Raw genomic sequence first — 24,049 nt, forward strand, 5'->3', positions numbered from 1 at the left:
TAGCGGAAGCATTACCCGGCACGCTTTATCGGCAGCGCGGTATGGGCCAATGTTTCGGGAGTGCAGATCAAATCACCCATCATCATCACGCTGTGTTCAAGGGGTGTTTGGGTCATGTCCACTCGGAATGTGCATAGCAACTGTTCACCACGGCGCACTTCCAGGGTCGGTGCTTTGACGTTCAACTCCATGGAAAAGAAGCCGTCCACTTCACTGACCCCACGGCTGGCGTGATTAATGATGTGATGACCCTTGAGCGGATTGCCCGCTTGATCGATCAGGCGGCCCAGTACCGTCACGGTTTGCATGACCTGCAGGGTTTGATAGTCCACGCCCCCTTTATTCAAGTGATAACGCTTACGCGCGGGTTCAATGGTGGCCGCCGGGGCGTGGTTGCCTTCAAAGTCGAAACTTAATGAACTGCTTTTATAGGCGGTGATGGGGACGAAGTTACGTCCGGGACGCAACGTTGTACTGCCGCCACTGAGGTCGTCAGCGCGTAACAGGATGTCTTCCACATCGCTCACCACGTCGACAATCATCCCTGAGCCTTGCCCCTGATGCTGGCTGGTCATGACCGCTTGGCCTGCGCCGACCGCGAAGGTGCTCTCCAGGTTAAGGCCGCCGGTCAGGTTGCCGTTATAGGACGAGCGCTGCACAAACCCGTCCCCGTTAAACGTGTCGGTCTGCACGCTGGCACGACCGGCAAGGCCCAGCCCATAGCTGTCAGTGGAAACGGTGGCCGAGACACTCTGCAACACGTGACCGGTCACGTCCTTGCTGTAGGTGAGCGATGCATTGTTGTCGCGTCCGCCATCTCGGTCGGTGCGGCTGCCCACGCTGGCCGACCAACGCTCGCCCGGCGCGCCGAGTGCCAGGCTGAAGGTCAAGTCAAAGCCACGATTGCGGGCCGCCCCTGAGCTGACGCTGGCGGGGCGGTCAAATAGCGAAAGTCGCCAGTTGCCGTCGCTGCCAAACCAGTGGGTGACCTGCGTCCAGCCCAGATCCAGCCCCATGCCGTCGGTGTAACCCTGGCTATGGGACAACCGGGCATTCACGCTGCTTTTGGGGGTAAGGCGATGATTCAGGGCAAGGGATGAGTTGCTGGTCTGGCCAATGAACACCGAGCGCTGCCGAATGCGTGTGCCGTCGGGCAAGGTTTCATAGGTTTGGCGGGTGTCCAGCCAGCTGCGGGTGTGGCTGAACACCAGACTCCCGCTGCCGTAGTTATAGAGACCGTTGAGGTCAATGCCGGTGCCATAGTTGTCGGTCTCATAGACATTGGCGTACAGGTTGGCGTTGTTGGAGATGGACCAGTCCACCGAGGTGCCCAGTTGCAGGTTCTGCTTGACCTGACGGCCGGACACGCCGATCACCACCCGGGGATGCAGCAAGTAATTGAGCGAGGCCCCTGCGGTCATCTCGCCGCTGGCTTGCTCCTCCCAATTACTCAGCAGTGTGCTTTCGCGTCCGGCGAAGACGTTGTACCGCCAGCGCTGGTCATGGTTGCGCCAGTTATTGGGCTTGTAGATGAGTTCCGGGGTGGTGCTGGTTATTTGCCCATCCTCGATCAGCCGCACCTGCACTTCATAGATGCCGCCCGGGAGTGGGCGGGTGTCGAGGCTTTGCAAGCCGGCGTTGACCATCTGGGTGTTGATCAGCAGGCCATTGCGGTAGATCTCCACGGTGGCCTGACGATTGGCCGTGACGTACACGGGATAAATACTGGGTTTGGGCTGTGTGATTGCCAGGCTGTCGGAGCTGCCGAACATCACCCCCAGTGCGGTGTCGGGGTTGGCGCCGAAAGTGCGGATCTGCCGGGTCAAACCCTCGGCGGTCGGGGTGAAATAGCCCAAGCGTAAAAAACTGCCTTCCAGCTCGCGTTGCGTAAACGCTTCATAAACAGCGTGGTAGAGCGTGCTGTCGTCAGGCCCGCCTTGGCGGGAGAGTTGCAGGTTCAAGCCCTGGGTCCAATGGCCCAGGCTGCTGCTGGCTTGCAGCGCGAAACGCCCGCCGAGGTCTTCTTCCTGGCCACCACTGAGGTTGAGCTGGTTCCGCAGGATCAGCCCCCGGCTACCCTGCGCAGGGAGTTCGTAGTACTGGCTGATCTGGTTTTCGCGTTCCGCGTTTTCAGTCAGCAGGGAGAGCCGTGAGTTCTCCAGGTCGTAATGCACGGCCAGTAATTGCGCCGGGCACTCGCCTGTGCAAGTGCCCAATGGCACACCTTGTTTAAGGAAAGTGGCCCAGGTATCACGCTCGTCGAGCGACAGTTGACTGCCTTCGTGGTCGGTGAATTCAAGCAGGGTCAGTCGATCATCGCGGGTCAGGACGATCATCGCTTCACCCACCCGCTGTTGATCGCGCTCCACCTGAACGGCCAATGGCACATCAAACAGGTGTTCTTCGAAATCGGCAGGCAAGCCTTTGGCCTGTGCCAGCAGGCTACGTGGCGTGGTGCCGGATGCCGCGGGAGCAGCAAACGCGCAGTTGCCAACAATCAAGGCAAGCGCTGCCGCGATGGGAGTCATCGGTAACATTCACGAACTTCTCTGAGTGCAGGCCGTTTAAGCGCCCCGCAGCGCCCGGCAAGGTTCCGGGCGCAGGGCATGACTGCAGTGGCCATGCTCGACGGGGAGTGTGTTAGTGCATGGTGACGCGGGGTACGTTGTCGAAGATCACGGTGTACGACGCGGTGTAGTCACCCACGTGCTCGGCTTCGAGCGCGGCGGGGGTGATGACCAGATCAGCCCGCGTCCCTGGCGTTGAAGCCGCATCGCTCACCACTTCCTGAGGGGTCGCTGTCAGCATCACGCCGTTGAAAGTGGTGGTCAGCGCGATGTTCTGGAGCGGGTTGCCGTTAAACAGGCTGGCCGGGCCTCCTTCGATGTAGGCGTGAATTGATCCGTCGGTGTTTTTGACATTGAACGGTTGTTTCAAGCTGCTCAGGCTGCTGTTGACCGGGTTGTAGTGCAGGGTTTCATCCTTGCCGAATTCAGGGTCGTGGGGCAGGACGTAGAACGTTTTGGTGGGGACGGTCGCTTTGATGTTGATCAGGCTGCTGGCCTCGCCGGCAGCGTGGGCCGCTGTTGAGCCGACGGAAAAAGCGAACAGGGAAGCAGTCACAAGTGTTTTAAACATGTTTGAAGTCCAGTAATGAGTAGAAGTGAAGTGCAATAAGTCACCGCGTGTTTAAACACGACTGCGTCAACCGAAGAGGCCAAAAAGAACAGAGCGTTCAGGCCGGGTTGTTGGGAAGGCAATCAGGTGTCGGCAAACTTTTAGAGCGGCCAAAGTATTAACTAAGTTATTTAAATTGCCCATATAACTTTGCGTAATATCTTTCTTTTCATTAGGTAGTACAACTCCGTTGACGGCCGTATGAATTTTCTCTGATGCGTGACTAGAAACGTTATTTGTTTAATAAAAGTCTTATATTTCAGTCGGGTGGCATTTTGCCTTTAATTTGACAGCTCCCCGTAGTGGCATTCTTCCGCTTGTGTAGGGCGGGAAGGGCGTTTTTGAAGCGGTATGTGGCGTTATATCGTGCGCGAAAGTAGGCGTAATAGTTGAGGTGCGTAACTAAGCTATATCGCGCGCGAGTCAGTAGGTTATATCTTTGTATTGGGCTGAAATAGTGGCTTGAGTTGTGTTTTAAGTTGTGTTTTAAGTTGTTTTTTTTTAAAGCGAGGAGAGAGGGGTTATGGTCAGTCAATATACAGTTCGGCAGGGGCTGGAACATCCGGATGGACTTGAAAGACGCGGGGTACGTGAACGCAGCATTCGAAGCCCACGGGTGTTTGCGCCGGGTGATTTAAAACTGTTGTTACTGGCACTCATCGCTGAGCAGCCCTGTCACGGGTATGACCTGATCTTGCAGATTGAAGCGTTGTTTGACGGCGCTTACAGCCCCAGCCCCGGCGTCATCTACCCCACCCTGGCTCATCTGGAAGCAGGGCAGTTCGTGGAAGTCAGCGTCCATGGCGACAAGAAGCAGTATCGGATTACCGATACCGGACGCGGGTCTTTAAGCCAGCAGACCGTGGCGCTCAATGGCGTCTGGATGCGGATTGACGTCAGCCGCCGCTCATTGCGTGGCCAGGACCGGCCCGCGGAAATTCATCAGGCGATTCACAATTTGCGCCATGCCTTGCAGCTCCATCAGGGCCACTGGAGCCCCCAGGAAATCCAGCGGGTACACAACCTGCTCAACGACACGGCCAAAGCCATCGTAGACGGCGAATAACCGCAGGCTGTCGCAGGGCAAGTGGCCACGTGCGGCTGGCCTGCGGCAGTGCCCCGCACGCTGGTTCGGGCGGGCGGGTTTAGTCTCAACGGACGATGATCCTGACCGCACGCGTTCGCATACTGCTCCCATGCCTTCGCCACCTCAGGAGCACATGTGAACAGCGCAATTTCAACCGCATTTCACACCAGTATCGACGCGGGCGTCGCTGAACTGGTGATCGACCGGCCGCCGGTCAACGCGCTCAACAGTCGCGAGTGGCGGGAACTGGCCAACACCCTGGATGCCCTTGGGCAAAACCCCGAGGTGCGGGTCATCGTGATTCGCGCCGAAGGACGGGGGTTTTGCGCGGGTGTCGACATCAAGGAACTGGACGCGCACCCGGAGCTGATCGTTGACGTCAACGCAGGCAACTACGCCACGTTTAAAGCCGTACACCGCAACCCGGTGCCGGTCATCGTGGCGGTGCATGGTTTTGTCCTGGGCGGCGGGATCGGCATAACCGGCGCGGCCGACATCGTGCTGGCGTCTGAATGTGCCACGTTCGCCTTGCCTGAAGTCGACCGCGGCGCCATGGGCGGCGGGGCGCATTTGCAGCGTCTGTTTCCGGTGCAAAAGGTCCGCTACCTGTTTTTCACGGGCGACAAGATCGGCGCCGTCGAAGCGCAACAGTACGGTTTCATCGAGCGCGTGGTGCCCCGCGAGCAGCTGCGTGAAACCGCCTTGCAGATCGCCCGCACCATCGCGAGCAAAAGCCCCGCCATGATCCGTATCGCCAAAGAGGCGCTCAACGGCATCGAAGACGGCAATCTGGAAGATAAATACCGCTGGGAGCAGGGGTTCACGCTGCAGGCCTACACCTGTGCGGATTCCGCTGAAACCCGCCGCGCGTTTGTCGAAAAACGCGACGCCACGTTTTGAGGTGCTGACGATGGATCTGACGTACTCCCCGCAACAAAAAGCCTTTCGCCAGGAAGTGCGGGACTGGCTCGCCGCCCATGCGCCCAAGGCGCCGCTGGCCAGCTATGACACCCGCGAAGGTTTCGAACAGCATCGGCAATGGGAAGCCACGTTGTTTGAAAACCGCCTGTCGATGGTCATGTGGCCCACGGAGCTGGGCGGGCGTGGCTGTGACCTGATCGAGTGGCTGATTTTCGAAGAAGAGTATTACGGCGCCGGAGCGCCCATGCGCGTCAACCAGAACGGCCAGTTGCTGTTGGGCCCTACCCTGATGGAGTTCGGCACCGAGGCCCAGAAAAAACGCTTTCTGCCTCGCATGGCGGCCAGTGTCGACATGTGGGCGCAAGGCTGGTCGGAGCCGAACGCCGGTTCCGACATGGCCGCGATTACCAGCAAAGCCACCCGCGACGGCGAAGGGTATGTGCTGAACGGCCAAAAAACCTGGTCCACGCGCGCCATTTTTGCCGACTGGCTGTTCGGCCTGTTTCGCAGCGACCCGGCTTCGAGCCGTCACCATGGGCTGTCATTTGTCATGGTCCCGCTCAATGCACCGGGGGTGACGGTGCGCCCGATCAAGGCACTCAACGGCAAAGACGCGTTTGCGGAAGTGTTCTTTGATGACGTGCGCATCCCGCTGGAAAACCGCATCGGCGAGGAAGGGCAGGGCTGGCATGTGGCAATGGCCACTGCCGGGTTCGAACGCGGCTTGTTGTTGCGTTCCCCGGCGCGCTTTCAATACACCGCGCGAAAACTGGTGGAGCTGTACCAGGCCAACCGCGCAAGCGCCGACCGCGATCCGGGCCTGGGCGAGGCCGTGTGCAAAGCCTGGATGGACGCGCAAGCCTATGCCTTATCGGCCTATCACACGGTCGGGCGCCTGAGCCGTGGCGCGCAGATCGGCGCCGAATCGAGCACCAACAAAATCATCTGGTCGGAACTGGACCTGCGCATGCATGAAACCGCGCTGCGCATTCTGGGGGCCCAGGGTGAGCTGACGGGGCCCGCCAACGATGGCCATGACTGGCTCGAAGGCTTCCTGTTCGCCCAGGCCGGGCCGATCTACGCCGGAACCAACGAGATCCAGCGCAATATCATTGCCGAGCGCATGCTCGGCCTGCCGAAGTGAGGCCGGGTATGGACTTTACCTTTAGCGACGACCAACTCACCTTCCGTGAAGCCATCAGCCGGTTTCTGATGACCGAAGCCGCACCCGAAATGCTGCGCGAAATTTGGGAAACCGACGTCGGCCGTTCACCGGACCTGCGCAACAAAATTGCCGAGCAGGGCCTGACCGCGCTGTCGGTGCCAGAAGCCGCAGGCGGTTTGGGCATGGACGATGTGGCGTGGTCCCTGATGACCCAGGAACTGGGTTACTACGCTATCCCCGACTCACTGGCCGACACGGCCTACGTGGCCTGCGCGCTGATTGCCGGGTTGCCGGCCAGCGTGTTCAAGCGCGGCGAATGGCTGGCGGGCATTGCCGACGGCAGCTTGCGGGTTGCCGTCGGCCACCCGGTCAACCCGTGGGTGGCCGACGCCGGGCATGCGGACCTGTTGCTCCTGGCCCACGACGATGAAGTGCATGCGGTGCCGCGCTCGCAGGTCGATGTGCACCACCTGACCAGCCTCGATGCCTCACGGCGTCTGGCACAGGTCAGTTGGCAACCGAGCGCCGCCACGTTGGTGGCCGAAGGCCAATTGGGCCGCACGTTATGGGCGCACACACTCAGTCGCGGCGCGTTGTCGGTGGCGGGTCAGTTGCTGGGGCTGGCCCAGCGCATGCTGGACCTGTCGGTGGATTACACCGCCCAGCGCAAGCAATTCGGCAAACCCATCGGCAGTTTTCAGGCGGTCAAACATCACCTGGCCGATGTGGCCACGCAACTGGAGTTTGCCAAACCGGTGCTCTACCGCGCCGCCTATGCATTGGCGCAGGGCCAGAGCACGGCCCACGTGTGGGTCTCGCAGGCGCGTCTGGCCTGTTGCGAAGCCGCTTGGCTGGCCGCGCGTCACGGCATTCAGGTGCACGGCGCCATGGGCTACACATGGGAAGTCGACCTGCAAATGTTCATGAAGCGCGCCTGGGCGCTCGACAACGCGTGGGGCGACCGCGCCCTGCATAAAGCCCGGGTGGCCGCCCATGTCCTGAGCGGCGCCCCCCTGGGCCCCGGCCATACCTTCGAGGAATAAACCATGCCCCAAGCCTACATTGTGGACGCGTTGCGCACCCCGACCGGCAAGCGTAAAGGCGCGCTGGCCCATGTGCATGCCATCGACCTCGGCGCCCATGTGCTCAAGGCGCTGGTGGCGCGCAACGCGATCCCCGCCGACGAATACGATGATGTGATCTTCGGCTGTGTCGACACCATTGGATCGCAAGCCGGTGACATCGCCCGCACCAGTTGGCTGGCGGCGGGCCTTGCGATGAATGTACCGGGCACCACCATTGACCGTCAGTGCGGTTCATCGCAACAGGCCCTGCACTTTGCGGCGCAGGCGGTCATGAGTGGCACCCAGGATGTGATCGCCGTGGGCGGCGTGCAAACCATGACCCAGATTCCGATTTCGTCAGCGATGCTGGCGGGCCAGCCGCTGGGTTTCAGCGACCCGTTTTCCGGCAGCAAGGGTTGGCAGGCCCGGTTTGGCAATCAGCCGGTGAACCAGTTTTATGCCGCGCAGCGGATTGCCGATCATTGGCAGCTCAGCCGCCAGCAGATGGAAGCCTATGCGCTGGAAAGTCATCGTCGTGCGTTGCAGGCGCAGGCCGACGGTCGTTTTACCGCTCAAATCGTGCCGTGCGAAGGGTTGGTGGACGACGAAACGCCCCGGCACACCAGCCTGGCCAAAATGGCCGAGCTGGAACCGGTGTCTGCCGAGTTTCCGTCCATTACCGCGGCGGTTTCCAGCCAGACCTGTGATGCGTCGGCCGCCCTGTTGGTGGTCTCCGAAGCCGCGCTCAAACGCTACAACCTCACCCCGCGCGCGCGTATTCATCATGTATCGGTGCTGGGCGATGACCCGATCTGGCACCTCACCGCGCCGATTGCCGCCACCCGCGCCGCACTGAAGAAAACCGGGCTGCGCATGGATGAGATCGACGTGGTGGAAATCAACGAAGCCTTCGCCTCGGTGGTGATGGCATGGGCCCGCGAACTCGATTACGACCCCGCACGCACCAATCCCAATGGCGGCGCCATTGCCCTCGGTCACCCGTTGGGTGCCAGTGGTGCGCGGCTGATGACCAGCCTGCTTCATCAACTGGAACACAGTGGCGGCCGCTATGGCTTGCAGACCATGTGCGAAGGCGGCGGGCAGGCCAACGTGACAATTATTGAGCGTCTTTAGGAGCAGCGAGATGGCGATTTGTGAAGGACGGACCGTGATCATCACGGGGGCGGGCGGTGGTTTGGGGCGCGCCTATGCGCTGGCGTTCGCGCAAGAAGGCGCGAATGTGGTGGTCAATGACATTCGCCACGATGCCGCCGAACAGGTGGCCGGAGAAATCCGTGAGGGCGGCGGGCAGGCCATCGCCAACGCTGACGACATCACCACTGTGGCCACGGCGCAGCGCATCGTCGACGCCGCGCTGGCCGCGTTTGGCGAGGTCCACGTGCTGGTAAACAACGCCGGGATTTTGCGTGACCGCATGTTTATCAGCCTCAGTGAAGAGGATTGGGACGCCGTAATGCGGGTCCACCTGAAGGGGCATTTTTGCCTGGCCACGATTTTGGGCAAGCGCTGGCGCGATCAGGCCAAGGCCGGTCAGCCAGTGGCGGCGCGCATCATCAACACCAGCTCGGGTGCCGGTTTGCAGGGCTCGGTGGGGCAATCCAATTACAGCGCGGCCAAGGGCGGGATCGCCGCATTGACCCTGGTGCAGGCGGCGGAACTGGCGCGCTACGGCGTGACGGCCAACGCCTTGGCGCCCGCGGCCCGGACTTCGATGACCGAAAGTGCGATGCCCGAGGTGGTGAAAAAGCCCGAGGACGGAGGGTTCGATGCCTGGGCACCGGAAAACGTGGCGCCGTTGGTGGTGTGGTTGGGCAGCGCGTTGTCGGGCCATGTCACCGGGCAAATCATCGAAAGTCAGGGCGGACGCCTGTCGTTGGGCGACGGTTGGCGTACCGGGGTAACGCGCGACAAAGGGGCGCAATGGCGGCCTGAAGAAGTCGGGCACGCGCTGGATCAGATCCTTGCTGAAGCGCCCACAGCGCAACGGGTGTGGGGAAGCTGAACGATTGAAACCTGACACAAGAGAGTCACAACCATGAAACAGGCGCCTCCCTATGTTCCCGGCCATCAACTGTTGGCCGGTAAGTCCATTCTGGTTACCGCCGCCGCTGGCGCAGGCATCGGTTATGCCGCCGCCAAACGCTGCGCCGAAGAAGGCTGTCGCGCCTTGATGATTTCCGACATTCATCCGCGCCGCCTCGAAGAAGCCGTTGAACGCCTTAAGGCCGAAACCGGGTTGCAGGCCGTGTTCGGGCAGCTGTGCAACGTCACCGTGGAGGCCGAGGTGCAAGCCCTGGTCGCCGCCGCCGAAGACGCGCTGGGCGGTGTCGATGTGCTGATTAACAACGCCGGGCTCGGCGGTCAGGTGCGCCTGACGGACATGACCGATCAACAGTGGTCATCGGTGCTGGATATCACCCTGACCGGCACCATGCGCATGACCCGCGCCATGCTGCCGCACATGGAGAAACGCGGCGCCGGGGCCATTGTCAACAACGCTTCGGTACTGGGCTGGCGAGCGCAAAAAGAACAGGCGCATTACGCCGCCGCCAAAGCCGGGGTCATGGCCCTGACCCGTTGCAGCGCGCTGGAAGCGGCCGAAAGCGGGGTGCGCATCAACGCCGTGGCGCCGTCGATTGCCTTGCATGAGTTTTTAAAGAAAGCCTCCAGCAATGACTTACTGGAACAACTGGCCAGCCGCGAAGCCTTCGGCCGTGCCGCTGAAGTCTGGGAAGTGGCCAATGTCATGGTGTTTCTGGCCAGTGACTACGCCTCGTACATGGTCGGTGAAGTGTTGCCGGTCAGTTCGCAGCAAGCCTGAGGAGTCGCGCATGAGTACGTTGTTTACCAATGCGCAGCAGTTGCTGGCGGCGCAGGGGCAGGATTTGGGCCGCACCGACTGGCTGCTGCTGACCCAGGCGCGCATTAACCTGTTTGCCGAAGCCACGGGCGATCACCAGTGGATTCACGTCGACCCCGAGCGCGCGGCCACGGGGCCGTTCGGGGCGTGTATCGCCCACGGTTACTTGACCCTGGCGCTGGCCAATCTGTTTATGCCGCAGCTCATGCAGTTCGCCAACCTGGCCATGGGAGTGAACTACGGCAGCGACCGCTTGCGCTTCCCGGCCCCCGTCAGGGTCGGCTCGCGGGTGCGCGGGCACGGTGAAATCCTGCGCGTGGAAACCCTGGGCCAAACGCTGCAAGCGGTGGTGCGCATCAGCGTCGAAATCGAGGGCAGCGATCGCCCCGGCTGCGTGGTGGACACCATCAGCCGTTACACCTTCAACCCTCTTGAACAGTGAGCCTGTGCATGAATGCCAATGATGTCGTGATCGTTTCCACTGCCCGGACGGCGTTGAGCAAGTCGTTTCGCGGTTCCTTCAATGACACCGAGGCGCCTGTGCTCGGCGGCCATGTGGTGCGCGCGGTGGTCGAGCGGGCCGGGATCGAGCCGGGCGCCGTCGGGGACGTGATCATGGGCGCGGCGGCGCAGCAGGGCACCCAGGGCTACAACATCGGTCGCCTGTGTGCCTACGCCGGCGGCTTGCCCGACACGGTGCCTGGCATGGCCATTGATCGCATGTGCGCGTCGGGGCTGATGAGCATCGGCATCGCTGCGAGTGGCATCCTGGCGGGCGATCTTTCGATTGCTGTGGCCGGGGGCGTCGAGTCGCTGTCCCTGACGCAAAATAAATACAAAAACACCTATCGCGCGCAGTCCCAAGCGGTCATTGAGTGCATGCCGACGGCGTATATCCCGATGCTGGAAACCGCCGAGCTCGTGTCGCGCCGTTACGGCATCAGCCGCGAGGTGCAGGATGCGTATTCGCTGCAAAGCCAGCAACGCACGGCCGCCGCCCAAGCGGCAGGTCTGTTTGCTGACGAAATCGTGCCGTTGGCGGCGCGCAAGCTGCTGTTTGATAAAGAAGGCCAGCCGGCCGGGCATCAGGACGTCGTGGCCGACCGCGACGAATGCAATCGCCCGTCCACCACGCTGGCCGATCTGGCCGCGCTCAAACCGGTGTGGAAAGACGGCCACTGGGTGCAGCAGGGCGAGTTCGTGACGGCGGGCAACGCGTCGCAATTTTCTGACGGCGCCTCGGCAGTTCTGTTAATGAGCCGCGCCGAAGCCCGGCAGCGTGGGATTGAAGCGCTGGGCGTGTACCGCGGAATAGCCGTGAGCGGCTGTGCCCCGGAAGAAATGGGCATCGGGCCGGTCTACGCCATCCCCAAATTGCTCAAGCGCTTCGGGCTGACGGTCTCGGACATCGATCTGTGGGAAATCAACGAGGCCTTCGCCTGTCAGGTGGTGCATTGCCGGGACGCGCTGCACATTCCCAACGAGCGCTTGAACGTCAACGGCGGTGCCATTTCCATCGGGCATCCGTTTGGCATGTCGGGGGCGCGCATGGTGGGGCACGCGCTGTTGGAAGGCCGACGCCGCGGCGCCCGGTTTGCCGTGGTGGCCATGTGCATTGGCGGCGGCATGGGGGCGGCGGGTTTGTTTGAACTCACCTGAAACAGCCTCACGTGCGGGGCGGGCTGATCCACGCGGCGTAACGCCTGCGCCCGCCGCGATGGCCCGCAACCCGCCCTTTGCGCGCCATTTACGGTATAACCCCTCATTGCTTTATTTTGAGGTCAACCGGTTATGCGCTCCCCGTCACAACGGCCGCTGTGGCAGATCTACCTGATTTTTCTGGCACCGATGGTGCTGTCCAACTTCCTGCAAAGTTTCTCCGGCACGCTCAATGGCATTTACATCGGGCAGATGCTGGGGACTCAGGCGCTGGCCGCTGTGTCGGGCATGTTTCCGATCGTGTTCTTCTTTATTGCCCTGGTGATTGGCCTGGGCGCCGGGGCCTCTGTGTTGATCGGGCAGGCGTGGGGCGCCAGCGAGACGACGATGGTGAAGAAAATCACCGGCGCCACGCTGACCCTGGGTTTAGTCATCGGTTTGATTGCGGCGGTGTTGGGCGGTCTGTTCGCGCGACCCGCGCTGCAAGGCCTGGGCACGCCGCCGGATGTGCTGGACGATGCCGTGGCCTATGCGCGCATCATGATGTTGATCATGCCGCTGCTGTTGGTGTTTATCCTGTTTACCCAACTGTTGCGCGGCGTCAGCGACACCGTGTCGCCGTTGCTGGCGCTGATGGTGTCCACCGCCGTGGGGCTGTTGCTGACCCCGGCGCTGATTCTCGGCTGGGCCGGGTTGCCCCGCATGGGCATTCAAAGTGCCGCCTACGCCGGGCTGGCTGGCAACGTGCTGGCCATGCTGTTCCTCGGGCTGCGCCTGCGTCACAAAAACAGCGTGATGGCGCCAGACCGTGAGTTGTGGGCCGCGCTGCGTCTTGATCGCGCCATTTTGGGCAAGGTGTTGCGCATCGGTTTACCGACCGGGGTGCAGATGGTGGTGTTGTCGTTGTCGGAGCTGGTGATTCTGGCCCTGGTCAACAGCCACGGCTCGCAGGCCACGGCGGCCTACGGCGCGGTGACGCAAATCGTCAATTACGTGCAGTTCCCGGCGTTGTCGATTGCGATTACGGCCTCGATCCTCGGGGCGCAGGCGATTGGCGCGGGCAAACTCGAACGCATCGGGCCGATCCTGCGCACCGGGCTGACCATCAACCTGTGGTTGACCGGTGCGCTGGTGCTGCTGGGCTATGTGCTCTCGCACTGGCTGCTCGGCTTGTTCATCACCGATGCCGAGGCGCGGGTCAGGGCCGAACACCTGCTGCACATCATGCTCTGGAGCCTTCTGTTTTTTGGTTTTCAGGCCGTGGTGGGCGGCATCATGCGCGCCAGTGGCGTGGTGCTGGTGCCCATGGGGATCACGATTTTCTGCGTGCTGGGCGTGGAACTACCGGTGGCGTACCTGCTCGATGCGCACTATGGGCTGCAAGGTGTGTGGATGGCTTTTCCAATCACCTACCTCACCATGCTGGCCCTGCAAACCGCCTACTACCGTCTGGTGTGGCGTCATAAACAGATCCAACGCCTGATCTGATCTGCCCCGTGAGCGGTGGCCGTTACCGACCGTAACGGCCACCCGCGCTGTTTCAAACCCTTGCTAGGCCATTTGGACGATGTGCCCGTGACTGACCAGTCCGATGATCGGGGCCAGGTTCCAGCGACCTCGCCGCTGAGTTCGCCAGAGCATCCACGACTATAAAAAGAAGAGGACTGGCCGCATGCAATTCGCCCTGCTACTGCCTCGTGTGACGAGGTCTCGACCATGCGCTCGATGATCGGTTATCTGGTGTGCCTGATCGTCGCGGCCACCATCGGCTTTACCTTCGCCCCCCGCAAAGCCCTGGACGTCACCGCCGAGCCGCTGCGCCCGGATCGCCTGCAAATCAACGGCATGCTCTACCTCGACCAGCGCGTGGTGGCGGTGGGCGAGCGCGGGACGATTTTGCTCAGCGATGATCAGGGTGTGTCCTGGCAGCCCGCGACGGTTCAGCCGCAGCGCGACCTGACCCTCACGGCCGTGGTGGCACTGGCGGATGACAACTTATTGGCCGTTGGCCATGACGGCTGGATTCTACGCTCGGCCGATCGGGGCGCTCAGTGGCAGGAGGTGCGCCACGACAGCGAGCTGGGTGAGCCGCTACTCGGGATCTGGAGCGCTGGCGGCACGCACGTGCTGGCATTTGGCAGCTTCGGCAAGTTTTATCAGTCCGACGACGAAGGCCGCACCTGGCAAACCGCCGAATTGAGCGTGGACAGTGCCCACCTCAATGGCATGGACGGCGGGCCGGACGGTCGGCGCATGCTGGTGGGCGAACAGGGGTTGGTGATGCGCACCGACGATGCGGGTCAGCATTGGCAAACCCTGGCACCGTTCTACAACGGTTCGCTGTTTGGCGTGGTGCGCTTGAGCGCGCAACGTTGGGTGGCCTACGGCATGCGCGGGCATGTTTTTGTCACCGGGGATTTCGGCCATTCCTGGCAACAGGTCGCGGTGGGCAACAGCCTGCCGCTTTATGGGCATGCGCTATTGCCCAATGGCGAGGGTGTGCTGATCGTCGGTGCAGGCAGTTCGATGGTGCGCCTTGATGGCCAGGGCCAATTGGTCAGCGCCACACGTCTGTCGGGGCTGGGGACATTGACCTCGGCCGTGCTGGTGGGGGCCAACCGCCTGTTGGTGGGCGGCGAACGCGGAGTATTCCAGGGCACGGACAGCAGCGTTGCTGCGCGAGCTCAATGAGAGGCGCTAAATGAACGTTGCCAAGTCCACTGTCACGCGCATGGTCGAGCGCACCGCCGACCTGCTGATCCACTGGCGCAAAGCCCTGTTGGCGCTGTTTGTATTGCTGACGCTGGCGTTGGGGTACAGCGCCACGCACACCCGGCTCGATCCGGGGTTTAACAAGCAAATCCCGGTGCGCAATGAATACATGGTCAATTTCCTCAATTTCAGCCAGTACTTCACCGGCGCCAACCGCTTTTTGGTCAGCGTGCGCTGGAAGGGTGAGGGCGACATTTACAACCGCGAGTTTCTTGAAACCCTGAACAAAGTCACCGATGACGTGTTCTTCATCAATGGCGTCAGCCGCGCCAGTGTCACGTCGCTGTTCACCGCCAACGTGCGTTACATCGAAATCACCGAAGACGGTTTTTTCGGTGACGTGGTGGTGCCGCCGCGCTTTACCGGGTCGGACGATGACCTGAGCCAGGTGCGCAGCAATGTGGCGCGTTCGGGGCAAATCGGCAGGTTGGTGGCCAATGACCTCAGGTCGTCGATGGTCCGCGCCGACTTGCAAGACCTCGACCCCAAGACGGGCCAGTCGGTGTCGTATGCCGAGGTCGCTCAACGCCTGGAGGACATTCGCGGCAAATACAGCAATGACAACATTGAGATCAATATCGTCGGTTTCGCCAAGCTGGTGGGGGACGTGGTCGAGGGCCTGAACACGGTGATCGGCTTCTTTGTGATTGCCTTTGTCATCACCGGCCTGTTGCTGTGGCTGTATTCGCGCTCGTGGCGCCTGACGCTGGTGGCGCTGGTGGTGGCTCTGTTGCCGGTGGTCTGGCTGCTGGGCTTGCTGCCGCTGTTGGGGCTGGGCATCGACCCGATGTCGATTCTGGTGCCGTTCCTGATTTTCTCCATTGGCGTGTCCCACGCCGTGCAGATGACCAACGCCTGGAAACAGGACGTGCTGGCCGGAAGTTCGGCGGTTCAGGCGGCCCACAGCGCGTTTTGCAAGATTTTCATCCCCGGCTCCCTGGCATTGCTGATGAATGCCTTGGGCTTTGGCGTGATCATGCTGATCGATATTCCCATCGTCCACGAGCTGGGGGTGACGGCCTGTATCGGCGTGATGCTGATGATCATCACCAACAAACTGATGCTGCCGATCATCCTGTCGTACCTGAGCCTTGAGCGCAGTGCGCTGCGCCAGGGCCAGCAAGCCCGTGGCAAGCATGCGCTGTGGTGGCGGCTGTCGGCCCTGGCCGAGCCGCGCCCGGCGATGGCGGTGTTTGCGGTGAGCCTGATGCTATTGGGTATCGGCGCCTATAAAGCCCGGGACCTGGCGGTGGGCGATATTGGCCTCGGCGCGCCGGAACTGCGGGCGGATTCGCGCTACAACCAGGACAACCAGAAGATCATCAGCAGTTATTCCATCGGTCTGGACGTGATGTCGGTGTTCGTGCAGGTCAAGGGCATTGACGAAGGGTGCCTGGCGCCCGAAGTGATGCGCGCTGTGGAGTCGTTTGACTTCCAGGTTCGCAGCGTGCCGGGCGTGCAGTCGGTGCAGAGCGTGGCAGGCATGAGTAAAAACGTGATTGCCGGTAATAACGAAGGCAACCCGCGCTGGTCAGCGATCCCCGGTTCCGAGCGCGGCCTGAGCCAGGGCGCCCGCGCGTACATGCCGGACGACGGTCTGGTGACCGAAGGCTGCCAGCGCATGCAGATCCTGGTGTTTCTGACCGACCACGAGGGCGCCACCGTCAGCCATGTGGTCGACGAAACCAAACGCATCATCGCCAGCGTGCAAGGCCCACACGTCGAGTTCTTGCTGGCGGGGGGCAATGTCGGGGTGATGGCGGCCTCCAACGACGCGGTCAAGCAGGCCGAAGTGGTGATGCTGGCGGCGCTGTTTGGCTCGGTGGCGCTGTTTTGCTGGCTGACGTTCGGCTCGTTCCGCGCGGTGCTGTGCATTCTGGTGCCGCTGGCGATTGTCGCGATCCTGTGTAATGCGCTGATGGCCACGCTGGGCATCGGCCTGAAAGTCGCCACCTTGCCGGTGATGGCACTCGGGGTCGGGGTCGGGGTCGATTACGGCATTTACCTGTATGAGCGCATCCAGCATGAAATGGCCGACGGCAAGGACCTGCGCACCGCCTTTTATGAAGCCATGTGCCAGCGCGGAACGGCGGCGGTGTTCACGGCGCTGACCATGTCCATCGGCGTGTGTACCTGGGCGTTTGCCCCCTTGAAGTTCCAGGCCGACATGGGCGTGCTGTTGTCGTTCATGTTTCTGGTCAACGTGCTGGGCGCGATCTTCCTGCTCCCGGCGCTGGCGGCCTGGTTCAACCTCGGACGGCCACTGGTGAAGGTCAAACAGCGTGCCAAAGAAGGCGCGTGCGGGCATTACCCGCTCAAACCCAGCGTCGCTGCCAAAGACATCACAAATCGATGAAACAAAGCCTATGGCGTGATTGCACAGTGTTCGGCGTTGACCCCACACTGAGCCGGCTTTGCAAGGTGTTACGGATTACCTGACAGGCGCTCGCGCGCGTGTCGACTGGCAACAATAACAATAAAAAAGGGCAGGTCTCGAACCGCGCCCATTGCGAGGAAACGTCCATGGATACAGTGACCCTGAACCCGCAGACCCTGGCCGACCTGGGGCTCGAATTGAACGATTACGATCATATGGTCGGCAGCTTTTATGACGGCGCCCTGGACCCCAAAGTCATGGGCCGCACCTTGTGCGCCGTGCGCATGATGTTCAAGGCCAACTACGCCACGCTGATCCTGCGCGTGCCGGACCAGCCTGACCTCGGCCTGATGATCGTGGCGGGGGACATTGAAGGCGAAGGCGAACTCACGTATCAGACCTACCCGCAAACCAACACACCGTTTACCGGTCAGGCGCTGGATCAGGTGTTCACGGTCGAAGACTTGATGAGCGAGGCCGACTGGGTGGCGTCGGCGTATTTCAAGGCGTATTGCGGGCCGCAGAACGTGTACCACGTGATGGGGGCCGATATCTCGACGCCCGATGGCGGCAAGCTGCGTTTTCGCATCACCCGGCCTAAATCTTCCCCCGCGTTTTCAGCCTCTGAACGCGCGTTGTGCAGCATGTTTTTGCCGCATTTGCGCCGCGCCCTGCACATGCACAACTTGCTGGACCGCAGCGAGTCCATCAGCGAGCTGTATTCCCAGGCCATCAGCCGCTTGTCCGTGGCCACCATCGTGCTGGATGAGACCGGCAAAGTGCTGCGCCTGAACCCGGTTGCCGAAGAAATCCTCAGCAGCGCTGATGGCCTGAAGCTGGTGGGCGGGCGTCTGGAGGCCACCTACCCGAGTGACAACCGCGAGTTGCAGCGGCTCGTCAAACACGCGTTCAGCGCTGAAGTGCGCGAGGGCGGGGTCACCGCGGACGCCATGTCCGTCACCCGGCCATCGGGTCAGGTCAGCCTTGGGGTGGTGGTCGAGGCGATCCCGTCGCTGGAATGGGCCGAGGGCAAAAGCAAGCCCGCCGCTGTGGTGTACATCCGCGACGCGGTGGGCAAGTCGCTGGCCAGCGAAGTGGTGACCAAGCAACTGTTCAACCTGACCAAGGCCGAAACGGCACTGGCGATGGAGTTGGCCAATGGGTTGTCGCTGGAAGAAGCCGCCGAAAACCTCAACATCCGGCGCAACACTGCCCGGGCTCACCTGCGCTCGATCTTTTCCAAGACCGGCGTGCGACGTCAGACCGAGCTGGTGAGGATTCTGCTGAACAGCGTGGTCGCGCTGGGAAAGCCCAAGTGCGCCTTGCGAACGCCTGAAAAGGTGGTGGTGCCCGCCCCGCAATTGGCCCCGAAACCGCCCCGACCCCTTCGCCAGACGGCCTAAGCGGCTGATGTATTCGCGAGCTGACGGCGAGGTGGGATATCGCCGTCGACTCAATGCCCATCAGGCCGCCAAGGGCCTGCACTTAATGAGGAAAACCCTATGCCAGTTACAGCTGTCAGCGGTTCTGCATCCGGGATCGGCGCGGCCGTGTGTGAGGTGTTGCGCGCAGCCGGTCATCGCATCATCGGGATTGATCGCGCCCAGGCCGACGTGATCGCCGACTTGTCCAGCACAGCAGGCAGGCAAGGCGCGGTGGCGCAGGTGCTGGAACAGTGCGAGGGCGTGCTGGACGGGCTGGTGTGTTGCGCCGGGCTGGGGGTGACCGCGTCGTCTAGCAGCCTGGTGCTGGCGGTCAATTATTTTGGCGTCAGTGAGTTGCTCGACGGGTTGGCCGAGGCGCTGTCAAAAGGCACGCAACCGGCCGCGCTGGTGATCGGTTCGGTGGCTGCAACCCACGCCGGCGCTGAGCAACAACCGATGGTGGCCGCCCTGTTGGCAGGGGATGAAGCGCAGGCGCTGGCGTTGGCCGATGCCCTGGCTCAGCCGCACATCGCGTATGCGGGCTCCAAATACGCCGTCACCTGCGATGCGCGGCGCAAAGCGGTGCAATGGGCCGCCCAGGGCATCCGCCTGAATGTGATCGCCCCTGGCGCTGTCGAGACGCCGCTGCACCAAGCCGCCAAGGACGATGTCCGCTTCGGTCAGGCGGTGCGCGACTTTGTGGCGCCGCTGGGGCGTGCGGGCGACCCAGCCGAAATCGCGCAGGCCGTGGCCTTTTTGCAATCGCCGCAGGCCAGTTTCATCACCGGCAGCGTGCTGTTTGTCGATGGCGGGATGGATGCCAAGGCGCGTCCACAACGGTTTTAAACCCAAGGAATTGCCATGAATAAAGTCGCATTTGTGACCGGTGCCAGCCGTGGCATCGGGCGTGAAACCGCGTTGGCGTTTGCCCGTGCCGGATTTGATCTGGCCATCAGCGCCCGCAGCGTGGAAGAAGGTGAGCGCCACACCCATGGGTTGTCAAACCCCGACGGCACGCCGTTGCCGGGCAGTCTGAACGGCACCGCCGAGGCGATCCGCGCGCTGGGTCGCAAGGCGCTGGTGGTCCCCATGGATTTGCTCGACAGCGCGTCGGTATTGGCTGCCAGCAAGGCGGTGTTTGCTGAATACGGCCGGGTGGATGTGCTGATCAATAACGCCATTTATCAGGGCAGCGATTTGAACGCAGCCTTTATGGCGCTGGACCCGACGACCCTTGAACGGGTGTTTCAAGGGTATGTGATGACGCCCTTTTTGCTGACCCGCGCCGTGGTCGACGGGATGCTGGAGCAGGGCGGCGGGGTGGTGATTAACGTGACCTCCGGTGCAGGCGAAAGCGACCCGCCCGTGGCGGCGGGCAAGGGCGGTTGGGGCTATGCCTATGGTGCGGGCAAGGCGGTGGTCTCAAGGCTGTCGGGGATTTTATCGGTGGAGTTGGGGGAGCAGGGCATCCGCGCCTATACGCTCAATCCGGGGGTGGTCACCACAGACGCCTTGCGGGCCACCATTGGCGACAAGGGTGTGATCGCCCTGCGGGCAGGGTCAGCGCCGCCCGAGGTGCCCGCGGCGGTGATGCTGTGGCTGGCCACCGATCCTGCGGCGGTGGATCATCAGCGCAAGACCATTCATTGCCAGCCTTTTGCACGTGAGCACGCGATTGTGCAGTGGTAGCCAAAGGTTGAGCCGGGGTGAGGGGCGGCTTCTAGTCCATCTGAACGATGAACCCGCGCCCGCCCTGGTTGAAGATCATCGGGCAGGTCCCGTGGCCTTTAACCGGAGGAATAATAAAAATGACTAAGCTCGCAGAAATCCACGTCGAAAATGCCCTGTCGCCGCGCTTCGGACGGGGGTGGCATTGCCTGGGTGAAGCGGACGAGTTCCGTGATGGCAAGCTGCATACGTTGAACATTTTCGGCACCCGGCTACTGGCTTTTTCCACTGCGTCAGGGGCGATCAGCGTGCTCGACGCGCACTGCCCGCACATGGGCGCGGACTTGTCCCAAGGCACGATTGAGAACGACCGCATCGTCTGCCCGTTCCATCATTGGCAATACGACGCCAGCGGCAAGTGCGTGGAAATCCCTTACTGCAAGCGCATCCCGCCCAAAGCCAAAACCCGCGCCTGGCAAACCTGTGAAGTCAACAAGCTGCTGTTCGTGTGGAACAACCCCGAAGGCAAGCCGCCCGCTGAAGACGTGGTGATCCCGCACTTGCCCGAGATGGACAGTGACGAGTGGCTGCACAGCTGGCACATGGACAAACTGATCATCAACACCCAACCACGCGAGCTGGTCGATAACCTGGTGGACGCGCAGCATTTCGGCCCGGTGCACGGCACACCGACCAAGTACTTTCACAACGTTTTTCAGGGCCACATCGCCCAGCAGATTTTCCATGGCGACTCCGAGCGCCTGGGCGGTGATCTGGTCGCCGAATCGGCGTACTACGGCCCGGCCACGCACTTTACCCGCATGCGCGCCATGTTCGACGGTCAGGAGATCAAGTCCATCCTGCTCAACTGCCACGTGCCGATCGGCCCCAACAGTTTCGAATTGCGCTTTGGCTGCATGGTGAAAAAAGTGCCGGGCTGGAGTGACGCGCAAAACGAAGCGCTGGCCATCGATTACGTGCAGCGCAACCGCGACTCGTTCTATCAGGACGTGGACATCTGGACCCACAAGATTCGCGTCAACAACCCGGTGTTGGCGGAAGGGGACGGCCCGGTGTACCAGCTGCGCGAGTGGTATCAGCAGTTCTTCACCGATGAGGCCAGCATCCCGGCCAGCATGGCCGAGTGCCGCGAGTTCACCACGGTGGATAATCGCTGATCAACGCTGGCTTTTTGATCCACGCTGCTTAAGATGGCCCACAGTTAAACACCATCAGGCTTGGATCAAGGCCAATGTTGAACAAAGACACCATCGCCATTCAGTTGGTGCGCGAAGCGCTGTTGCAAAGCTGCGCTTCGCCGCTTGTCATGCAGGATGTGTTGCGCACCGTGGGGGTTGATCCGGCGCTGCTGGAAGACGCCGAAGGCCGCGTGCCTGCCCACACCTATGCGCGCATGTGGCGCTTGCTGGCGCAGCGTCTGGACGATGAATTCTTTGGCATGGACCCGCGCAAACTGCGCTCCGGTAGCCTGGCGTTCATGTGCCGTGCGGCCATGGCCCAGTCCACGCTGGTGCAGGGCCTGGAGCTGGTGCTGGGCTTTTTGTCGTTGATGCTCGAACGCCTGCCCGCCACGTTGGTGCGGCGCCAGAGCCTGGCCGAGATTGTCTTGCACGAGCCTGACGACAACCCGGCGCGGGCCTTCACCTACTTTACGTACTGGATGATTGTGCACGGGGTGGCGTGCTGGCTGGTCGGGCGGCGGATTCCGATCCTGGCCATCGAGCTGCGGTGTGCGCTGCCTGAGCATGGCGACGATTACGCGGTGATGTTTTCAGAGAATTTGCGTTTCGGGCGCCCGCGCACGCGGATGATTTTCGCGGCCGATTGCCTGGATGCGCCGATCAAGCGCACTGAGGGCGAACTGCAGCGTTTTTTGGCGCAGGCACCGGCCAATATTCTGGTCAAGTACCGCGACCCGCAAAGCCTGGCCAGTCAGATCAAGCACAGTTTGCGACAACTGCCTGCTGCGCAGTGGCCTGAGACCGAAGGCCTGGCGCACACGCTGTGCATGTCAGCCTCGACGTTACGCCGCCGTCTGGCCGAAGAAGGGCAGACGTATCAGGGGCTCAAGGATGGGGTACGCAAGGAGTTGGCCATCGGCTGGCTGGCCGAGCCTGAATTGAGTTTTGCCGACATCGCCTCCCACCTCGGGTTTGCCGACACCAGTTCGTTCTACAAAGCGTTTCGCAAATGGTCGGGGACCAACCCGGGGCATTACCGCAGCCTGATTCTGGGCGTCAATTGAACAGGCTTGCCGCAGTGACCGCGGCAAGCCTGTTCAACACTGTCAGTGGGCGGTCGAGCCGAGACCGGCCGTGGTCCGGGTTCGTCCTTCCAGCCGACGTTTCAGCCCTCGGGGTTCGATGATCAGTCTTGAGCCGCTGGCCGCGTTGGCCCGCGCCCATTCCTCCAGCAATTCCAGGCAGGCATGGTCGATGTAACTGAGGTTGCCCAGTGGCACGTGCACGATCGAACCCGCAGGCACCCGGCCCAGGGTGCGCGTCAGCGCGGGGACTTTGAGGAAGGTCGCCGCGCCCGACAAACGCAGCTCCATCTCATGCGGGGCCGATAACGGGGTGAGGCTGATTTTCAGGCGCGCCGCTTTCCAGGCCAGCTTGACCAGCGTCAGGGCAAAGCCCACCAGCACGCCCGTCAGCAAGTCGGTGAAGATGATCGCCAGTGCCGTGGCGGCATAGGTCAACATCGGCATGCGGCCATACCGGGCCAGGCCGCGAAAGGCTTTGACGTCCACCAGCTTGATCCCGGTATAGACCAGCACACCCGCGAGGCTTGCCACCGGAATCCGTTGCAGCACGCTGGACAGCAACACCACGAACGCCAGTAGCCATGCGCCGTGCAACATGGTCGACAGCCGCGTGGTGGCGCCGGCCTGAACGTTGGCCGAACTGCGCACGATCACCCCGGTCATCGGCAATGCCCCGAACAGGCCGCACAGCATATTGCCGACGCCCTGAGCGCTGAGCTCCTTGTCAAAGTCCGAGCGCTGGCCGTTGTGCATGCGATCCACTGCTGCTGCCGATAACAGGGTTTCGGCACTGGCAATGAAGGCGACCGTGAAGGCAGCCAGCAGCAGGGTCGGGTCAGCCAGATTGAGCAGGTCGGCGGGGCGCAGCCAGTCGATGGCATCGGCCAGGTTGTCCGGCACCTCGACCCGTTTGACCGACAGCTCCAGCAGCAGGCTGATCCCGGTGGTCAGGCCGACGCCCAGCAATGCGCCGGGAACAAATCGCAAACGCTGCGGGCGGCATTTGTCCCACAACGCCATCACCACAATGGTTCCCAGCCCCAACGCTCCGGCTTGCCAACCGAGGCCGCCGCCCAGCGTCGGCAGCGCCGCCAGCAACGCGTGCGGAAAGCCCGTCAGGTTCGCCAGCCCTGAGGGCTGCGGCGCGCCGTCTAGCATCACATGCAGTTGGGATAACACGATCAACACGCCAATCCCGGCGAGCATGCCATACACCACGGCCGGGGCGGTGACCCGGAACCAGCAGCCGAGCCGCAAACGCCCGGCCAGTAATTGCAAGAGGCCAGCCAGGAGCAGGATCGGCCCCAGCATGGCCATGCCGTGTTGGCGCACGATTTCAAAGACCAGCACCGCCAACCCGGCGGCCGGGCCGCTGACCTGTAACGGCGAGCCCGCCATCCAGCCCACCACCAGCCCACCAATGATGCCGGTAATCAAGCCTTTGGCGGGTGGCATGCCGGAGGCGATGGCAATGCCCATGCACAGAGGCAGGGCGACCAGAAACACCACCACCGAGGCCATCAACTCGCGGGGCAAGATTTTTTTTAACTGTTCAGCACGCATGGAA

General features: G+C 62.0%; 20 protein-coding genes. 17 read left to right on the plus strand and 3 right to left on the minus strand.

What is annotated here, in order from left to right; genetic code table 11:
- Positions 1–11: 11 nt before the first annotated feature.
- Both BKD70_RS21765 and BKD70_RS21770 read right to left on the minus strand, forming a co-directional pair.
- Positions 12–2,537, minus strand: coding sequence for a TcfC E-set like domain-containing protein (locus BKD70_RS21765; protein ID WP_047274813.1), 2,526 nt, complete (start codon positions 2,535–2,537; stop codon positions 12–14).
- Between the two features lie 103 nt (positions 2,538–2,640).
- A complete protein-coding gene (locus BKD70_RS21770) occupies positions 2,641–3,138 on the minus strand; it encodes a CS1 type fimbrial major subunit (RefSeq protein ID WP_047274811.1) in 498 nt (165 codons plus the stop codon).
- A 562-nt stretch (positions 3,139–3,700) separates the two neighbouring features.
- Between BKD70_RS21770 and BKD70_RS21775 the strand changes: the two genes are divergently transcribed.
- The 17 genes from BKD70_RS21775 to BKD70_RS21855 all read left to right on the plus strand — a co-directional run bounded on the left by BKD70_RS21775 (position 3,701) and on the right by BKD70_RS21855 (position 22,461).
- On the plus strand, positions 3,701–4,243 hold the full coding sequence (locus BKD70_RS21775) for a PadR family transcriptional regulator (protein WP_047274809.1): 543 nt from the start codon (positions 3,701–3,703) through the stop codon (positions 4,241–4,243).
- Between the two features lie 168 nt (positions 4,244–4,411).
- A complete protein-coding gene (locus BKD70_RS21780) occupies positions 4,412–5,164 on the plus strand; it encodes an enoyl-CoA hydratase family protein (RefSeq protein ID WP_047274965.1) in 753 nt (250 codons plus the stop codon).
- Between the two features lie 10 nt (positions 5,165–5,174).
- The gene (locus tag BKD70_RS21785; RefSeq protein ID WP_047274807.1) at positions 5,175–6,329 is read left to right on the plus strand and encodes an acyl-CoA dehydrogenase family protein; all 1,155 of its coding nucleotides are present in this window, start codon (positions 5,175–5,177) and stop codon (positions 6,327–6,329) included.
- A gap of 8 nt (positions 6,330–6,337) precedes the next feature.
- Positions 6,338–7,393: an acyl-CoA dehydrogenase family protein gene (locus BKD70_RS21790; protein ID WP_047274805.1), complete on the plus strand. Its 1,056-nt coding sequence runs from the start codon at positions 6,338–6,340 to the stop codon at positions 7,391–7,393.
- A gap of 3 nt (positions 7,394–7,396) precedes the next feature.
- The gene (locus tag BKD70_RS21795) at positions 7,397–8,548 is read left to right on the plus strand and encodes an acetyl-CoA C-acetyltransferase (protein WP_047274804.1); all 1,152 of its coding nucleotides are present in this window, start codon (positions 7,397–7,399) and stop codon (positions 8,546–8,548) included.
- A gap of 10 nt (positions 8,549–8,558) precedes the next feature.
- On the plus strand, positions 8,559–9,437 hold the full coding sequence (locus BKD70_RS21800) for an SDR family oxidoreductase (protein WP_047274802.1): 879 nt from the start codon (positions 8,559–8,561) through the stop codon (positions 9,435–9,437).
- A gap of 33 nt (positions 9,438–9,470) precedes the next feature.
- Complete coding sequence (locus BKD70_RS21805; protein WP_047274800.1) at positions 9,471–10,256, plus strand: SDR family oxidoreductase; 786 nt, start codon at positions 9,471–9,473, stop codon at positions 10,254–10,256.
- 10 nt (positions 10,257–10,266) lie between these two features.
- The gene (locus tag BKD70_RS21810) at positions 10,267–10,737 is read left to right on the plus strand and encodes a MaoC family dehydratase (protein ID WP_047274798.1); all 471 of its coding nucleotides are present in this window, start codon (positions 10,267–10,269) and stop codon (positions 10,735–10,737) included.
- Between the two features lie 8 nt (positions 10,738–10,745).
- Positions 10,746–11,954 carry an acetyl-CoA C-acyltransferase gene (locus BKD70_RS21815; RefSeq protein WP_047274796.1) on the plus strand — a complete coding sequence of 403 codons (1,209 nt, stop codon included), beginning with the start codon at positions 10,746–10,748 and terminating at the stop codon, positions 11,952–11,954.
- A 132-nt stretch (positions 11,955–12,086) separates the two neighbouring features.
- On the plus strand, positions 12,087–13,442 hold the full coding sequence (locus tag BKD70_RS21820) for an MATE family efflux transporter (RefSeq protein ID WP_047274794.1): 1,356 nt from the start codon (positions 12,087–12,089) through the stop codon (positions 13,440–13,442).
- Between the two features lie 228 nt (positions 13,443–13,670).
- Positions 13,671–14,645: a YCF48-related protein gene (locus BKD70_RS21825; protein ID WP_047274792.1), complete on the plus strand. Its 975-nt coding sequence runs from the start codon at positions 13,671–13,673 to the stop codon at positions 14,643–14,645.
- Between the two features lie 10 nt (positions 14,646–14,655).
- Positions 14,656–17,082 (plus strand): RND family transporter, encoded by a 2,427-nt coding sequence (locus BKD70_RS21830; RefSeq protein ID WP_047274790.1) that lies wholly within the window; start codon positions 14,656–14,658, stop codon positions 17,080–17,082.
- Positions 17,083–17,249: 167 nt separating this feature from the next.
- Complete coding sequence (locus BKD70_RS21835; RefSeq protein WP_047274788.1) at positions 17,250–18,506, plus strand: helix-turn-helix transcriptional regulator; 1,257 nt, start codon at positions 17,250–17,252, stop codon at positions 18,504–18,506.
- A 99-nt stretch (positions 18,507–18,605) separates the two neighbouring features.
- Positions 18,606–19,373 carry an SDR family oxidoreductase gene (locus BKD70_RS21840; protein ID WP_047274786.1) on the plus strand — a complete coding sequence of 256 codons (768 nt, stop codon included), beginning with the start codon at positions 18,606–18,608 and terminating at the stop codon, positions 19,371–19,373.
- A gap of 15 nt (positions 19,374–19,388) precedes the next feature.
- Positions 19,389–20,216, plus strand: coding sequence for an SDR family NAD(P)-dependent oxidoreductase (locus BKD70_RS21845; protein ID WP_047274785.1), 828 nt, complete (start codon positions 19,389–19,391; stop codon positions 20,214–20,216).
- 119 nt (positions 20,217–20,335) lie between these two features.
- Positions 20,336–21,373, plus strand: a complete 1,038-nt coding sequence (locus tag BKD70_RS21850; RefSeq protein WP_047274783.1) for a Rieske 2Fe-2S domain-containing protein — start codon at positions 20,336–20,338, stop codon at positions 21,371–21,373.
- Between the two features lie 74 nt (positions 21,374–21,447).
- Complete coding sequence (locus BKD70_RS21855) at positions 21,448–22,461, plus strand: AraC family transcriptional regulator (RefSeq protein WP_047274781.1); 1,014 nt, start codon at positions 21,448–21,450, stop codon at positions 22,459–22,461.
- A 42-nt stretch (positions 22,462–22,503) separates the two neighbouring features.
- Here the strand turns inward: BKD70_RS21855 and BKD70_RS21860 are convergent, their stop codons facing one another.
- Positions 22,504–24,045: a SulP family inorganic anion transporter gene (locus tag BKD70_RS21860; RefSeq protein WP_047274779.1), complete on the minus strand. Its 1,542-nt coding sequence runs from the start codon at positions 24,043–24,045 to the stop codon at positions 22,504–22,506.
- Between the last annotated feature and the right edge of the window lie 4 nt (positions 24,046–24,049).

This window comes from Pseudomonas sp. BS-2016 (assembly GCF_001806145.1).
Classification (GTDB): domain Bacteria; phylum Pseudomonadota; class Gammaproteobacteria; order Pseudomonadales; family Pseudomonadaceae; genus Aquipseudomonas; species Aquipseudomonas lundensis.